Origin of the sequence: Massilia sp. YIM B02443 (genome assembly GCF_030411955.1) — a bacterium.
Lineage (GTDB): Bacteria > Pseudomonadota > Gammaproteobacteria > Burkholderiales > Burkholderiaceae_D > Telluria.
The window spans coordinates 129,234-144,919 of sequence record NZ_JASNRA010000010.1 but is presented as its reverse complement, the minus strand read 5'-3'; the positions used below and the strand labels follow the sequence as shown (position 1 = coordinate 144,919).

At 65.3% G+C, this 15,686-nt stretch carries 14 protein-coding genes; 12 read left to right on the top strand and 2 right to left on the bottom strand.

Annotation, left to right across the window (positions count from 1 at the left end; translation table 11 throughout):
• Positions 1-34: 34 nt before the first annotated feature.
• A complete protein-coding gene (locus QPK27_RS12570; RefSeq protein WP_290418586.1) occupies positions 35-2,272 on the bottom strand; it encodes a hypothetical protein in 2,238 nt (745 codons plus the stop codon).
• Between the two features lie 379 nt (positions 2,273-2,651).
• Positions 2,652-3,998: a sigma-54 dependent transcriptional regulator gene (locus QPK27_RS12565; protein WP_290418585.1), complete on the bottom strand. Its 1,347-nt coding sequence runs from the start codon at positions 3,996-3,998 to the stop codon at positions 2,652-2,654.
• 452 nt (positions 3,999-4,450) lie between these two features.
• On the opposite strand from QPK27_RS12565, the gene ubiE reads away from it, so the two are divergent.
• The 12 genes from ubiE (at position 4,451) to QPK27_RS12505 (ending at position 15,684) form a co-directional block, all read left to right on the top strand.
• Positions 4,451-5,185 carry a bifunctional demethylmenaquinone methyltransferase/2-methoxy-6-polyprenyl-1,4-benzoquinol methylase UbiE gene (ubiE, locus tag QPK27_RS12560; protein WP_290418584.1) on the top strand — a complete coding sequence of 245 codons (735 nt, stop codon included), beginning with the start codon at positions 4,451-4,453 and terminating at the stop codon, positions 5,183-5,185.
• Between the two features lie 58 nt (positions 5,186-5,243).
• On the top strand, positions 5,244-6,242 hold the full coding sequence (locus tag QPK27_RS12555) for a Tim44 domain-containing protein (protein ID WP_290418583.1): 999 nt from the start codon (positions 5,244-5,246) through the stop codon (positions 6,240-6,242).
• Between the two features lie 124 nt (positions 6,243-6,366).
• Positions 6,367-7,056, top strand: coding sequence for an SCP2 domain-containing protein (locus QPK27_RS12550; RefSeq protein ID WP_290418582.1), 690 nt, complete (start codon positions 6,367-6,369; stop codon positions 7,054-7,056).
• Entirely contained in the window at positions 7,053-8,636 is a 1,584-nt protein-coding gene (gene ubiB / locus QPK27_RS12545) for a ubiquinone biosynthesis regulatory protein kinase UbiB (protein ID WP_290418581.1), read from the top strand. Before QPK27_RS12550 ends, ubiB begins: the two co-directional genes overlap by 4 nt.
• A gap of 491 nt (positions 8,637-9,127) precedes the next feature.
• A complete protein-coding gene (locus QPK27_RS12540) occupies positions 9,128-9,463 on the top strand; it encodes an FmdB family zinc ribbon protein (RefSeq protein ID WP_290418624.1) in 336 nt (111 codons plus the stop codon).
• A gap of 49 nt (positions 9,464-9,512) precedes the next feature.
• Entirely contained in the window at positions 9,513-10,127 is a 615-nt protein-coding gene (locus QPK27_RS12535; protein ID WP_290418580.1) for a DUF502 domain-containing protein, read from the top strand.
• 59 nt (positions 10,128-10,186) lie between these two features.
• On the top strand, positions 10,187-11,989 hold the full coding sequence (gene aspS / locus QPK27_RS12530; RefSeq protein WP_290418579.1) for an aspartate--tRNA ligase: 1,803 nt from the start codon (positions 10,187-10,189) through the stop codon (positions 11,987-11,989).
• A 71-nt stretch (positions 11,990-12,060) separates the two neighbouring features.
• A complete protein-coding gene (gene nudB, locus QPK27_RS12525) occupies positions 12,061-12,516 on the top strand; it encodes a dihydroneopterin triphosphate diphosphatase (protein WP_290418578.1) in 456 nt (151 codons plus the stop codon).
• Between the two features lie 394 nt (positions 12,517-12,910).
• The gene (locus tag QPK27_RS12520; protein WP_290418577.1) at positions 12,911-13,087 is read left to right on the top strand and encodes a hypothetical protein; all 177 of its coding nucleotides are present in this window, start codon (positions 12,911-12,913) and stop codon (positions 13,085-13,087) included.
• Positions 13,088-13,239: 152 nt separating this feature from the next.
• A complete protein-coding gene (locus QPK27_RS12515; RefSeq protein ID WP_290418576.1) occupies positions 13,240-14,079 on the top strand; it encodes an endonuclease/exonuclease/phosphatase family protein in 840 nt (279 codons plus the stop codon).
• Between the two features lie 15 nt (positions 14,080-14,094).
• On the top strand, positions 14,095-15,255 hold the full coding sequence (gene clsB / locus QPK27_RS12510; protein ID WP_290418575.1) for a cardiolipin synthase ClsB: 1,161 nt from the start codon (positions 14,095-14,097) through the stop codon (positions 15,253-15,255).
• Between the two features lie 30 nt (positions 15,256-15,285).
• Complete coding sequence (locus tag QPK27_RS12505; RefSeq protein ID WP_290418574.1) at positions 15,286-15,684, top strand: RNA-binding S4 domain-containing protein; 399 nt, start codon at positions 15,286-15,288, stop codon at positions 15,682-15,684.
• Positions 15,685-15,686 lie beyond the last annotated feature (2 nt).

Genomic DNA, 15,686 nt, shown 5'->3' with positions numbered 1-15,686 from the left:
CCGCGTGGACGCCCGGCTGAAGACCCATTCGCCATTACTGCTGGCCGCCGACGTTCATGTTCGACTGCACGTTGACGCTCTGCTGGATCAGCGACGAGAAGCCGTTGTTCTGGCTGATGATCGAGATGCCTGCAGCCGACTGGGCGATGCCGCTCATCGAGTTCGACATATTGAATTCGCCTGCGCTCACGTTGGCGGTGCCGCCGTTGCCGCCGGTGCCGTTGCCGCCGAAGCCGCCGGTGCCTGCGCCGGCCACCAGTTCGCCGCCGCTGCCGCCGGCGCCGCCGGTGGTGGCGCCGCCGTTGCCGCCTGCGCCGCCGGCGCCCGAGGTAGCGTCACCCGAGGTGGCCGAACCGCCGGTGGCCGAGCCGCCGGTCGAGGAGCCGCCCGCGCCGCCGGTGCCGGTCGATGCGGTTGCTTCTGCGCCCGAACCGCCCATGCCGCCGGTGCCGGCCGTGCCGCCCTGGCCCGCGCCGCCTGCGCCGCCGGTGCCGGTCGCGCCTGCGCCGCCCGCGCCGCCGGTGCCGGCCGCGCCCGAACCGCCCGCGCCTGCGGTGCCGCTGGCGCCGGCGCCGCCGGTGCCTGCCAGTGCCGCGCCGTTACCGGCGGTGCCGCCGGTCGACGAGCCGCCCGCTGCGCCGGCGCCCGAAGTGTTCGAACCTGCCGCGCCCGCGCCGCCTGCTGCGCCCGAGCCGCCTGCCGCGCCTGCAGCACCGGCGCCGCCGGCGCCGGCCATCGATTCGCCCGCGGTGTTGCTCGATGCGCCGCTGGTCGGCGAGCCTGCGGTGCTGGTGCCGCCGGTGTTGGTGGCGGTGCCGCTGGCGCCGCCGGTGCCTGCGGTTTCAGTGCCCGAGCCTGGCATGCCGCCCGAACCCGAGGTGGAGGTCGCGTCGCCGATGGCAGCCGCGCCGCCTTGCGCGCCGTTCGATGCGGTCAAGCTCGAGCCTGCCGACGAACCGCCGGCCGCGCCCGCGCCGCCCATGCCGCCTGCCGCGCCTGCGCCGCCGGCCGCGCCTGCGCCGCCGGTTGCCGCGCCGTTGGCGCCGCCTGCGCCGCCGGCGCCCGAAGCGATGGCGCCGTTGGCGCCGCCGTTGCCGCCGGCCAGCGAGCCGGTCGAGCCGCCTGCGCCGCCGGTGGCTGCGCCGCCAGCCGCGCCCGAGCCGCCGTTGGCTGCGCCGCCTGCCGCACCCGAACCGCCGGTGCCGACGCCGCCTGCCGCGCCGTTGCCGCCAGCAGCGTAGCCGCCAGCCGCGCCAGCCGCGCCCGAACCGCCGGCCGCATCAGCCGCGCCGCTGGCGCCGCCTGCGCCGCCCGAGGCGTTGCCGACGGTCGAGGCGCCGGTCGACGCCGCGCCGCCGGCTGCATAGCCGCCCGCGCCACCTGCTGCGCCGGCTGCGCCGGTCGCTGCGCCGCCTGCCGCGCCGTTGCCGGTGGCCGAGCCGCCGGTGCCGGCCGCGCCCGCTGCGCCGTTACCCGATGCGCCGGCAGCCGAGCCGTAGTTGGCGGCGGTGTTGCCAATGTTGGTGATGGTGTTGCCGTTCACGCTGCCGGTCAGCGAGCTGGTCGCGGTGGCCGACGAAGTGTTGAACGAGTTGGCCAGCGACGAGCTGGCGTTGCCGCCGTTGGCAGCGGCCGAGCCGGCCGCAGCGGCGCGGGCGTCGCCCGAGCTGTTGTTCTGGCCCGAACGGTCGTCGGTGTTGGTCGTGGTCGTCGTCGTGGTGTTGGCGACGTCGGTGGTGTCGTTGCTGTCGATCGTCGTGGTTTCGGTGTTGGTGTTGCGGGTGTCGGTGTTCACCGAGCGGTTTTCGTTGTTGGTGTTGGTATTGGTGTTGGTGTTGGTGTTGGTCGTGCGGTTGTCGACCGTGCTGCTGTTGTTGCTGTCGTTGGTGCTGCTGTTGGTGTTGGTGCTGGTGTTGCGGGTGTCGGCCGTGTTGGTCGTGGTGTTGGTGTTCGTGTTGGTGCTGTTGTTGCTGCTGTCGGCGGTGTTGTTGCTGTTGCTCGAGTTCGTGTTCGTGTTGGTGTTGGTGTTGGTCGAGGTATTGGTGCTGTTGTTGCTGCTGTCGGTCTGGGTGTTGGTGTTGTTGCTGTCGGCGACCGAGCTGGTGTTGGTGGTGGTGGACGTGTTGCGGGTGTCAGTCGTGTTGTTGCTGTTGCGGGTATCAGTGACCGTGCTGCTGTCGGTGTAGCTGCCGCCGTCGGTCGGCGTGGTTTGTTGTGCGTGGGCCATGCCGAAAGCCAGGGCGATTGCGGTTGCCAGGATAGTGCGCTTCATTGTTGCTCCCCTAAATGTCACTGAATTAAGTTTCCCGAGGTCGTCATGACACCCGGTCCACCTGTCTATTAGCAGTTCGCGTGCCAGCTCCATCCAAGTTTGCAAGTGCTTGATTATGTAGGACTATTTTGATGAGTTCAGTGAGTAGGAGAAGGGATGATGAACGGCGACAAGGCGCTTGCGTGAGATTGTCACAAGAGTGCGACAGAGTTGTCATTCGCGTCACAAAACTGTATCAATTTGTGAACGCCATGCGCTGCGCATAGAGTGATGCAGCACCCGCAGCGCGCTGCCGTGTGGCAAGCGCGCTGGAGCGAAGTGCTTGAATTGATTGGGGAAACCGCGTAGGAGCAGGACGACGAAGGGGGAAGGGCGACACTTACGTCGAGATCGAATGCTTGGCCATCAGCCGATACAGTGTCATGCGTGAGACACCCAGGTCGCGTGCGGCCTGGCTGATGTTGTTGCCGCTGCGGCTCAGGCTGTCGAAGATGGCGCTGCGCTCGGCGCTCAGGCGCGAACTGCCCAGGCCTTCGGCCACCGCGACGATCGGGCCCGCGCCCGGCAGATCGAGGTCTTCCGGCATGATCAGGCGGTGCTCGGCCAGCACCATGGCGCGCCGCACGCGGTTGACCAGCTCGCGCACATTGCCCGGCCAGTCGTAGCGCGCCATCGCCTGTAGCGCCTCGCGACTGACGCCTTTCAATTGCGGGCTGCGCTCGGCCGCGTACTTGCTGAAGATCAGGTCGGTCAGCACCGGCAAGTCTTCCTTGCGTTCGCGCAGCGGCGGCACCCGGATCGGGAACACGCTCAGGCGATAGTACAAATCTTCGCGGAAACGTCCTTCGGCCACCGCCTGCGGCAGGTTGACGTGGGTGGCGGCGATCACGCGCGCATCGACGGGAATCGTGCGCGTGCCGCCGACGCGGTAGATCACGCGCTCCTGCAGGAAGCGCAGCAGACTGGCCTGCAGGTCGAGCGGCAGGTCGCCGATCTCGTCCAGGAAGATGCTGCCGCCCGAGGCGGCTTCGATCAGGCCCTGCTTGTCGCGGCTGGCGCCGGTGAAGGCGCCGCGTTCATGGCCGAACAGTTCGGAATGGATCAGCGCCGGCGCCACCGCCGCGCAATTGATCGCGATGAAGGGGCCGGCTGCGCGCTGCGAGCGCAGGTGGATTTCCTGGGCCGCCAGTTCCTTGCCGCTGCCGCTCTCGCCCGAGATCAGCACCGGCGCGTCGACCGCGGCGATCTTGTCGATGTGGGCGCGCAGGCGCACGATGGCGGCCGAGTTGCCGTCGATGTGGCCGTCGCGCGCCATGCGTTTATAGGGTGGCACCGCCTTGCCCAGGGTCGCCATGCCGTGCGCGTGGCCGAGCGAATGCTGCAGGCGCAGGGTGTCGGCCGGGCGGGTATGGAAATCGAACAGGTGGGCGGCGATCAGCTCGCGCAGGACGGGCTGGTCGATGCGCGGCGCATCGAACACGCCGACCCAGCGCATGCTGTGGTGCTGGCGCAGGAAGCGCTCGAGCTCGGCGTCATCGGTCGCGGGATGGTTGCCATCGCTGCGGTCGAGCAGCAGGCCGACGCCGTAATGCTGCTGCGCCAGTACCTTGCGCGCCGCCGCCAGGCTGTCGACCACGCACACGTCCCAGCCCGGCAGTTCGCCATGGCAGGCGCGCGCGCGGGCACTGCCTTCACTGCTGACACAAATAAGACGTTTGACTGTCACCGTTGTCCTCGTTATCGCCGCATCTCCATCAGGGGCGGCTTCGTTATTGTGAGCCCCGGTGCATGTTGCAATGACTCACCTTGGGTGCCTGCAGCCGCAAGACGGCATGCTGCCAGGCACGAAAAGCGATTCCATTAAACCCGAAATGGCATCTGCATGTCGCACAAACATTAATACAATTTTAAGTAACTTTCCAATCTTGCACGGAAAGTTTTCGATGTCATATCGAACAATACGCAGAATCATTATTTGATTGCTACCGATCTTACGGGCGCTGCGCGTGCCAGGGAAGCGCGGCGTGCGCTGCGCGATGACATTCCGGACAGCCGTTGTGGCTACCCAACACGCGTAGGCGGGGAACGGCCACGGCGATGAGCAGCGGTGCGAGCCAAGGCGCGTCCCCCGCTTTTGGCTGCTTGTATAATGCTGGCAACCCTAACCCGCATGCACATATGACCAATACCACCCACTTCGGCTACAAGACCGTCGCCGAGGACCAGAAGGTCCAGGAAGTCGCCAAGGTTTTCCACTCGGTCGCATCGAAGTACGACGTCATGAACGACCTGATGTCGGCCGGGCTGCACCGCGCCTGGAAGATGTTCACGATCGCCCAGGCCGGCGTGCGTCCCGGCTTCAAGGTGCTGGATATCGCCGGCGGCACCGGCGACCTGGCCAAGGCGTTCGCGAAGCAGGCCGGCAAGAGCGGCGAAGTCTGGCTCACCGACATCAACGAGTCGATGCTGCGCGTTGGCCGCGATCGTCTCTTGAATAAAGGGCTTGTCACCCCAACCATGTTGTGTGACGCCGAAAAGCTGCCGTTCCCGGACAATTATTTCGACCGCGTGAGCGTGGCCTTCGGCCTGCGCAACATGACGCACAAGGACCAGGCGCTGGCAGAAATGCGCCGCGTACTGAAGCCGGGCGGCAAGCTGCTGGTGCTGGAATTCTCGAAAGTGATCGCGCCGCTGCAGAAACCGTACGACCTGTATTCGTTCTCGGTGCTGCCGTGGCTGGGCCAGAAAATCGCGGGCGATGCCGAAAGCTACCGCTACCTGGCCGAATCGATCCGCATGCACCCCGACCAGGACACGCTCAAGGGCATGATGCTGGACGCGGGACTGGAACGGGTGCAGTACTACAACCTGACCGGCGGCGTGGCTGCGCTGCACACCGGGATCAAGATGTAAGGCACGCTGCGAAGCGTGCAGCAAGCTGTAAGTGGACAATCATTCCAAGGACGAGACGATGAAAAAATTTTTGGTGACGACGATTCTGGCGGTCAGCGCCTTCTCGATGGTCGCTGACGCCTTCGCCCGACCGCTGGGCGGCAAGCGCTCGGTGGGACGCCAGTCGCAGGCCGTGCGCCAGATGCCGGCCCCGGCGCCTGCGCCGACGCCTAACCTGCAGCGCCAGACCCCGAACCAGGCCGCTCCGGCAGCCGCCGCCGGCGCCACCGGCGCCGCCGCCGCGGCCGCCACCAAGCGTCCGAGCATGTGGAAGGGCATCCTGGGCGGCGCGCTGCTCGGCCTCGGCCTGGGCGCGCTGCTGTCGCACTTCGGCATCGGCGGCGCGCTGGCCAGCGCGATCTCGACCATCCTGATGATCGCGCTGCTGGGCCTGGCCATCATGTTCATCGTGCGCATGTTCCGCCGCAAGGACACCGTGGCCAATCCATCGGCCGCGACCGCGGGTGCCGGCTTCGGCGGCTTCAAGCCGCAGCCGGCCGGCGCGGTTGCCACGCCTGAGATCGGTTCGGGCCTGCGCCAGCAGCCGACCGCCTATCAAGGCCAGAACGGCGGCGTTGCGCTGGACAAGGGTACCGGCTTCGGTAGCTCGGCAGCTGCTGCTCCAGCGCACCAGCAATGGGGCGTGCCGTCGGACTTCGACAGCGAGAGCTTCCTGCGCCATGCCAAGTCGTCCTTCATCCGCATGCAGGCGGCCTGGGACCGCGGCGACACCAACGACCTGCGCGAATTCACCTCGCCCGAAGTGTTCGCCGAGCTGAAGATGCAGATCCAGGAACGCAATGGCGAAGCCGACTTCACCGACGTGGTCAGCATCGACGCCCAGCTGCTGGGCATCGAGAAGACCGCCACCGACTACCTGGCGAGCGTGCAGTTCAACGGCATGATCCGCAATGCCCCGAACGCGCCGGCCGAGCCCTACGTCGAGGTGTGGAACATGTCCAAGCCGTTGGCCGGTTCGGGCGGCTGGGTGCTGGCCGGTATCCAGCAGGTGGCTTGACGCCATCCCGTCGAATTATTTTTCGACAAACATTTCGTGTCGCCGGGTTTGCGCCCGGCAAACTGGTAAGATCGAGACCGCCCGCTTTACCCCGGGCGGTTTTGTTTTTTTAGCCCAGGCTCCCATGTTTCCCAGTATGCCCACCACCTTGTCCCCGCGCCATGCCATCGACGTGCCGGCCGCGGCCGTGATCAACCACTTGCTGGCCCAGGAAGACTGGGCCCGTAAGGCGCTGGCGCGCCATGCTGGCAAGTATGTGTGCGTCGACACCGGCGCCGTGCGCCTGTGTCTGCGGGTGGCGGGCGACGGCATGTTCGAGGCCGCCGACAAGGTCGAGGAAGCCCACGTCACCATCCGCGTCAAGCTGGCCGACCTGCCATTGATCCTGCAAGACCGCAGCCGCGCCCTGTCGTACGTGAAGATCGACGGCGACGCCGAGTTCGCCAACACGATCTCGCAGCTGGCCAACGGCCTGCGCTGGGATGCCGAGCACGACCTCGAACGCGTGGTCGGGCCACTCGGCGCGCGCCGCCTGACCCAGCTCGGCCGTGGCGCGCTGGAGGGCGCCGGCGGGGCAGGGCGCCGCCTGGCGGAAAACGTTGCCGAATTCCTGGCCGAGGAGCGCCCGGTGCTGGTGCGCCCGCGCCAGCGCGACGCCTTTGCCGCCGATGTCGTGCGCCTGCGCGACGACGTCGAGCGCACCGCCAAGCGCATCGCCCGCCTTGAACAGAAGCTGGCGCAACTTGATGCCGCCAAGCCGGCGGCGGGCTCCACCATTCTTCCCAGCGCAGACCTGAATCCGGATCGTCGATGATATTGAAATTCCTGCGCCTGCTGCGCATTCTCACCGTCTTCACCAAGTACGGCCTGGACGAAATCGCCGTCACCAGCATCAATGCGCCGCGCACCGCGCGCCTGATGAACACCTTCTTCTTCTGGCGCCGCATCACCTCGCCGCGCGCGATCCGCCTGCGCCAGGCGCTGGAAGAGCTGGGCCCGATCTTCGTCAAGTTCGGCCAGGTGCTGTCGACCCGGCGCGACCTGGTGCCGCCCGACATCGCCGACGAGCTGGCGCTGCTGCAGGACCGGGTGCCGCCGTTCGGTTCCGATCTGGCCGTGGCCCAGATCACGCAATCGCTGGGCGCCCATCCCGACCAATTGTTTGCCCATTTCGAGCGTGAGCCGGTGGCCTCGGCTTCGATCGCCCAGGTCCACTTCGCGCGCCTGAAGGACGGCAAGGACGTCGCGGTCAAGGTGCTGCGTCCGGGCATGAAGAAGCTGATCGACGAAGACATGGCGCTGATGCACCTGGCAGCCGGCCTGATCGAGAAAGTGTGGGGCGAGGCGCGCCGCCTGAAGCCGCGTGAAGTCGTGGCCGAATTCGACAAATACCTGCATGACGAGCTGGACCTGATGCGCGAAGCGGCGAACGCCAGCCAGCTGCGCCGCAACTTCGCCGGTTCGACCCTGCTGATGGTGCCGGAAATGTACTGGGACTATTGCTCGAGCAGCGTGATCGTGATGGAGCGCATGCGCGGCATCCCGGTGTCGCAGATCGACCGCCTGGCGGCCGAGGGCATCGACCTCAAGAAGCTGTCGAGCGATGGCGTGGAAATCTTCTTCACCCAGGTCTTCCGCGACGGCTTCTTCCACGCCGACATGCACCCGGGGAACATCCTGGTGTCGGTCGAGCCGGAAACTTTTGGGCGCTACATCGCGCTCGACTTCGGCATCGTCGGCACCCTGAACGACTTCGACAAGGATTACCTGTCGCAAAACTTCCTGGCCTTCTTCCGGCGCGACTACAAGCGCGTGGCCGAGGCCCACATCGAATCCGGCTGGGCGCCGCCGAGCACGCGCGTCGACGAACTCGAGTCCGCCGTGCGCGCCTGCTGCGAGCCGATTTTTGATCGGCCATTGAAGGACATCTCGTTCGGCCAGATCCTGCTGCGCCTGTTCCAGACCTCGCGCCGCTTCAACGTCGAGGTGCAGCCGCAGCTGGTGCTGCTGCAAAAGACGCTGCTGAATATCGAAGGCCTGGGGCGCCAGCTCGATCCCGACCTGGACCTGTGGAAGACGGCGAAACCGCACCTCGAGCGCTGGATGTCGGACCAGGTCGGCTGGCAGGGCCTGGTGGAACGCCTGCGCGCCGAAGCGCCGCGCTACGCCCAGATCTTCCCTCAGCTGCCGCGCCTGGTGCATCAGGCGCTGGAACGCGAAGCGCATCCGAAGATCGCGCATGGCGGCGCACATGGGCACGTGGCCAATGCCGATTTGCTGGCGCTGCTGCTGGTGGAGCAACGCCGCACCAATCGCATGCTGGTGTTTGTCAGCTGCGTGGTGGCGGGGTTTGCGACGCTGGCGGTGTTGGGGGTTGTTGGAATGTTCGGTTGAGGGCGCGGTTGGCGAGCGATCGTTGAACGCGTCGGCGGCACAGCCGCCAACGCGTCCAACCGGCTCGCGCAAACCTCATCGGCTTCGGCAAGCCCCCATCACGACAAAATCCAACCGCCCAAAGAAAAAGCCCGCTCGCGCGGGCATAAAAAAGAAAAGCCCGCTGAAAAAGAAAAGCCCGCTGGCGCGGGCTTTAAGCAAGTGTTCTTCTATGGACCGCGCTGATGCAAGACCGCGCCATCTTCTGTTTCTTCTTAGCGGAGAGCAGCAGTGATTCCCTGTTGCCAACATTCGGTGAAGAGTTCGTATTAAAACATCGAAGCCAATGCTTGAGCAAACGAAACACCTGTAGCGATGGCGAAAAACAACAATCGCGGTGCGCCGCTTGCCAGCGCCAGGCGTTCATGCCAGCGCCATGCCGCCCAAACGGCAAATCCCTTCGTAAAAGCTTTATAATTCAGGGTTTTGAAGATTTTTGCGGAGCATTAAGCATGCCGATTTACGCCTACCGCTGCGAAGAATGCGGTTTCACCAAAGATGTACTGCAAAAGATATCGGACCCGGTCCTGACCGTGTGCCCGTCGTGCGCCAAGCCGTCCTTCAAGAAACAAGTGACCGCCGCCGGCTTCCAGCTCAAGGGCACCGGCTGGTACGTGACCGATTTCCGTGGCGGCACGCCGCCGGCTACCGGCACCGCCAGCAACGCCAATAACGGCAACGGCGCGCCTGCGCCGGCTGCCGCCGAATCGAGCGCACCGGCAACGCCTGCGGCCGCGCCTGCTTCAAGCGGCACCAGCAGCAGCGGCGGCGACAAGAGCGGTACCTGATCCGGCGCCGGCCGCGCGGCCGCGCCCCAACAAGAACAACGGGAATCCGATGCGCAAATACTTCCTCACCGGCCTGCTGGTCCTGGTGCCCCTGGCGATCACCGCCTGGGTGCTGAACCTGATCATCAGCACGCTCGACCAGTCGCTGCTGTTCGTGCCGGAAGCCTGGCAGCCGCGCGTGCTGCTCGGCGCCGACATCCCCGGCGTGGGCGCGGTGCTGACGCTGGCCATCGTGTTCCTGACCGGCGTGCTGGCCAACAACCTGGTCGGCAACTACGTGATGCGCCTGGGCGAGCGCCTGATCAAGCGCGTGCCGGTGGTCAGCTCGCTGTACGGCAGCGTCAAGCAGGTGTCGGACACGCTGTTCTCGTCCTCGGGCAACGCCTTCCGCCAGGCAGTGCTGATCCCGTATCCGCACGCCGATTCGTACACCGTCGCCTTCCTGACCGGCGTGCCGGGCGGGGACGTGACCAACCACCTGGTGGGCGACTACGTCAGCGTGTACGTGCCGACCACCCCGAATCCGACTTCGGGCTTCTTCCTGATGATGGAACGCAGCCGCGTGCGCGAACTGGACATGTCGGTCGACGCGGCGCTGAAGTACATCGTCTCGATGGGCGTGGTGGCCCCTGCCAGCGTGCCGGCCGCGCCATCGGCCAAATAGAACACAAGCACAGAATAGGGGCCCCGGCCCGCCAATTTAACCAACCTGGAACGAAAACCATGACCTCCATGCGTACCAACTACTGCGGCCTCGTCACCGAGGAACTGCTGGGCCAAACCGTCAGCCTGTGCGGCTGGGTGCACCGTCGCCGCGACCACGGCGGCGTGATCTTCATCGACCTGCGCGACCGCGAAGGCCTGGTGCAGGTCGTCTGCCATCCCGACAACGCCGCGGTGTTCAAGGCCGCCGAAGGCGTGCGCAACGAGTACTGCCTGCGCATCGTCGGCACCGTGACCAACCGCCTGGAAGGCACCGCGAATGCCAACCTGAAGTCGGGCAAGATCGAGATCAACGCCAGCGAAGTCGAGGTGCTGAACGCGTCGGTGCCGGTGCCGTTCCAGCTGGACGACGACAACCTGTCGGAAACCACCCGCCTGACCCACCGCGTGCTCGACCTGCGCCGCCAGCAGATGCAGCACAACCTGAAGCTGCGCTATAAAGTCTCGATGGAAGTCCGCAAGTACCTGGACAACCTGGGCTTCATCGACATCGAAACCCCGATGCTGACCAAGTCGACCCCGGAAGGCGCGCGCGACTACCTGGTGCCGTCGCGTGTGAATGCCGGTAACTTCTTCGCGCTGCCGCAGTCGCCGCAGCTGTTCAAGCAGCTGCTGATGGTCGCCAACTTCGACCGCTACTACCAGATCACCAAGTGCTTCCGCGACGAAGACCTGCGCGCCGACCGCCAGCCTGAATTCACCCAGATCGACTGCGAAACCTCGTTCCTGAACGAGCAGGAAATCCGCGATCTGTTCGAGGAAATGATGCGCGTCGTGTTCAAGAACACCGCCGGTGTCGACCTGCCGAACCCGTTCCCGGTGATGGACTTCGCTACCGCCATGGGCAAGTACGGTTCGGACAAGCCGGACATGCGCGTCAAGCTCGAGTTCACCGAGCTGACCGAACTGATGAAGTCGGTCGAGTTCAAGGTGTTCAACAGCGCCGCCAACCTGCCGAACGGCCGCGTGGTCGGCATGCGCGTGCCGCAGGGCGGTTCGATGCCGCGTTCGGAAATCGACGCCTACACCCAGTTCGTGGCGATCTACGGCGCCAAGGGCCTGGCCTACATCAAGGTCAATGAGAAGGCCAAGGGCCGCGATGGCCTGCAGTCGCCGATCGTCAAGAACATCTCGGACGAGGTCCTGACCCAGATCCTGGAGCTGACCGGCGCCCAGGACGGCGACCTGATCTTCTTCGGCGCCGACAAGGCGAAAGTGGTCAACGACGCCATCGGCGCGCTGCGCGTGAAGATCGGCCACTCGGAATTCGGCAAGAAGGCCGGCCTGTTCGACGACGTCTGGGCGCCGCTGTGGGTGATCGACTTCCCGATGTTCGAATACGACGAAGACGGCGACCGCTGGACCGCGACCCACCACCCGTTCACCGCGCCGAAGGACGGCCACGAGGACATGCTGGAAACCAATCCGGGCGCCTGCATCGCCAAGGCCTACGACATGGTCCTGAACGGCTGGGAACTGGGTGGCGGTTCGATCCGTATCCACCGCGAAGAAGTGCAGAGCAAGGTGTTCCGCGCGCTGAAGATCGGCGCCGAGGAAGCGCAGCTGAAGTTCGGCTTCCTGCTGGACGCCCTGCAGTACGGCGCGCCGCCGCACGGTGGCCTGGCCTTCGGCCTGGACCGCCTGATCACCTTGATGACCGGCTCCGAGTCGATCCGCGACGTGATCGCCTTCCCGAAAACCCAGCGCGCGCAGGATCTGTTGACCAATGCGCCGTCGGAAGTGGACGAGAAGCAGCTGAAGGAACTGCACATCCGTCTGCGTAACGAGCAGAAGGTGGCGTAAGGTCATTTAGGCGGCTTTGCCGTCGTAGGGTTGGCGGCCGAGCCGCCAACCCTACGTCTTCTGACGCTCGCATGAAACCCCACAAGATCCCCGAATCGGTCCTGGTCGTCATCCACACTTCCGCCATGGAAGTGCTGCTGCTCGAACGCGCCGACCGCCCGGGCTTCTGGCAATCGGTCACCGGATCGCTCGACGCACCGGACGAGCCGCTGCTTTTGACCGCCGCGCGCGAACTGTTCGAGGAAACCGGCATCCAGGCCGACGGCGAACTGATCCGCCTGCGCGACTGGGGCCTGTCCAACATCTACGAAATCTATCCGGTCTGGCGCCACCGCTACGCCCCCGGCGTCACCCATAACACCGAGCACGTGTTCTCGGTCTGCGTCCCACGCGACATCCCCATCGTCCTCAGCCCTCGCGAGCACCTGCAGCACGCCTGGCTGCCTTGGCTCGAAGCGGCCGACCGCTGCTTCTCGTCGTCGAACGCCGAAGCCATCCTCCAGCTGCCTCGCCAACTTGGAAATTAACATTTCCCTGGAAAAACAACCCTTATAAAACAGGGTCAATACCAGTTCAAATTGTAAGATTTTGTTACTTGCGGAAAAGTCGAAAATGACGTTTTTCAGCAAAAGTACGAGAGTGCTATTTTGACCCGTCATCTGTGCGGAAACGCCCATATGACGGGCGTCGTTACAAAATCCCCCTATGAAATTACACCCTGTTACAGCAAAAATAGCGGTTTGATAACCATAGGAAATTCATATCCCAGCGATAAACACCATATATTCAACGTTTGACAGATGGAAATCGGTAGAATATCGTCAACAGATCACCTGGTGGTGAGACCTGAAAGATGTACTTTTTAGCGGATGATTCTGGAGGACTAAATTGAATAACCCCGAACTCAAACACGACAAGAAAGTGAAAGAAATCACTCTGGGTGACGATTGTATTTACATCGACCTGTTTGGCGGCCTGCGCCTGAGCGGCCCGCTGGCGCCGGTCGAGAAGAAAACGGACCAGCCGGAGCGCAAGCCGCGCCGCATGATCGTGTCCGGCCACGAAGCGATCTACGACGAGGCGCTGGCGCTGGGCTGACCAGCCGCTCGACCGCTCGTCTTCCACGCACGGCATCCGCCGGCCAGCGCGCCGGCCACTCCCTCCGCCGCTGCGTCCACCCGGCGCTCCATGAGGCGCACGATTGGGCCCGTTTCACGAGAACGCCGGCCCGATCCGGGTAGAATGTTCCCATGAAAATTCGTGTAGCCACCTACAATATTCATAAGGGCGTCTCCTCGCTGCGCAGCACGCCTCGCGTGATCGCCCTGAAGAAGGCGATTGCCGAATTCGACGCCAACATCGTCTTCCTGCAAGAGGTGCAGGGCCGGCATGACCGGTTCCAGGCCAGGTACGGCAAGGAAGAGCGCGGCCACCGCTACTGGCCCGAGACCGCCCAGTACGACTACTTCGCTCCCGACGCCCACCACACGGCCTACGGCATGAACGCGGTGTACGACCACGGCCACCACGGCAATGCATTGCTCTCGTGCTGGCCGATCGAGAACTCGCACAACCACGACGTCTCGGACCACGCCTACGAGCAGCGCGGCATCCTGCACTGCGTGCTCGGCACGCCCGAATGCAAGGTGCACTGCTACGTGGTGCACCTGGGCCTGTTCGAAGGCAGCCGCGGGCGCCAGACGCAATCGCTGATCGAGGCCGTGAATTCGTCGGCGCCGAACGGCGAACCGGTGATCATCGCCGGCGACTTCAACGACTGGCGCAACACCCTGAGCGACAAGCTGCGCCATGGCCTCGGCGTAACCGAGGTGTTCGACGAACTCGGTCCGCGCTCGCCGCTGGGCGACATGGTGCGCAGCTGGGCCGGCCGCCAGCCGCGCCTGGCGCCGGCGCGCACCTTCCCGGCCGCGCTGCCGTGGTTCCGCCTCGACCGCATCTACGTGCGCGGCTTCAAGGTCAACAATGCCAAGGTGATGCACGGCCCCCTGTGGGCCAAGCTGTCCGACCACGCGCCGATCGTGGCCGAACTGGAGCTGGCCGATCCGGCGAAGCACTGCGCGACGCGCTGAGCCGGTCCGCCGGCCATGCGCAGCCTCGCCTTCGTCGACAACAACGACATCACCCTGTTGGAAAGCGGCGTCGCCTTCTTTCCGGCCTTGATCGCGGCGCTCGACGCGGCGCAGTACGAGGTGCTGTTCGAAACCTATATCTTCGCCGAGGACGATACCGGCCGCGCCGTACGCGACGCCCTGATCCGCGCCGCCCGCCGCGGTGTCAAGGTGCGGGTGCTGGTCGACTGGTTCGGCACCGGCCACCGCTGCTGCGGCCGGCTCGGGCCGGAACTCACTGCCGCCGGTGTCCAGTACCGCGTGTTCAATCCCCTGTGCCGGCGCGGCATTGCCCGCTCGCACCGCAAGATCGCGGTGATCGACCGCGAGGTCGCCTTCGTGGGCGGCATCAACGTCAACGACGACTGGCTGTGCGACCACGCCGACGGCCACCGCCTGCCGGCGCCGCGCTGGGATTTCACGGTGCGCGTGCGCGGGCCGCTGGTGGCCCAGATTCATCACGAGGCGGCAGGGCAGTGGATGCGCACCGGGCGCCTGCGCCTGCGCAAGCGCCTGCAATTGTTCAGCGAAATGCGCAAGCAGCCGATTCCCTCTTGCGAAAGTCCGGCCCGGGCCGCATTTGTGGTGCGTGACAACCTGCGCAACCGCGCCACGATCCAGAAGGCGTATCTGCAGGCGCTGGGCCACGCGCGCGACAGCGTGCTGCTGGCAACGCCGTACTTCGCCCCTGGGCGCAAGTTCCGCAAGGCGCTGGCGCACGCGGCGCGGCGTGGCGTGAAGGTGACGCTGCTGATCGGGGTGGGCGAGTTCCGCATCCAGGATGCGGTGGCCCATTCCTTCTATCCCAAGCTGCTGGCCGACGGCATCCGGGTGGTCGAATACCGCAAGACCCAGCTGCATGCCAAGGTCGCGGTGGTGGACGACGACTGGGCCACGGTGGGTTCGAGCAATTGCGACGGCCTGTCGCTGTTCGTCAACCAGGAAGCCAACGTGGTGGTGAACGACCCGGTCTTCGCCGCCACCTTGCGCGCGCATATCGAGCGCGGCATCGCGGACGGGGTCGAGGTCTGCGCTCAGGAGTTCGCGCATACCGGCTGGCTCGAGCGGGCCAGCCACGGAGCCGCCTACATGCTGTACAAGCTGGTGATGCGGGTGGTCACGATCGGCTACACCTGAGGATGGAACTGGACTAGAGAATGAAAGAGAATGAGCGAAGATAAAGACAATGTAAGACTCGACAAATGGCTGTGGGCGGCGCGCTTCTTCAAGACCCGCTCGCTGGCCCAGGACGCGGTCGACCGCGGCCGCGTGCGCATCGGCGGCGAACCGGTCAAGCCGGCGCGCACGGTCAAGATGAACGACAAGATCCTGATCGACAACGGTTCGGATCGCTGGGAAGTGATCGTGGCCGCGATTTCCGGTTCGCGCGGCCCGGCGCCGGTGGCGCGCACGCTGTATTTCGAAACCGACGAAAGCATCGCGCGGCGCGAGAACGACAAGGTGGCGCGCAGGCTGTATCCGGAGCCGAGCCTGGAGATCAAGGGGCGGCCGACCAAGCGCGACCGGCGTGCGATGACGCGCGTGGGTGGGGTCGACGACGAATAAGC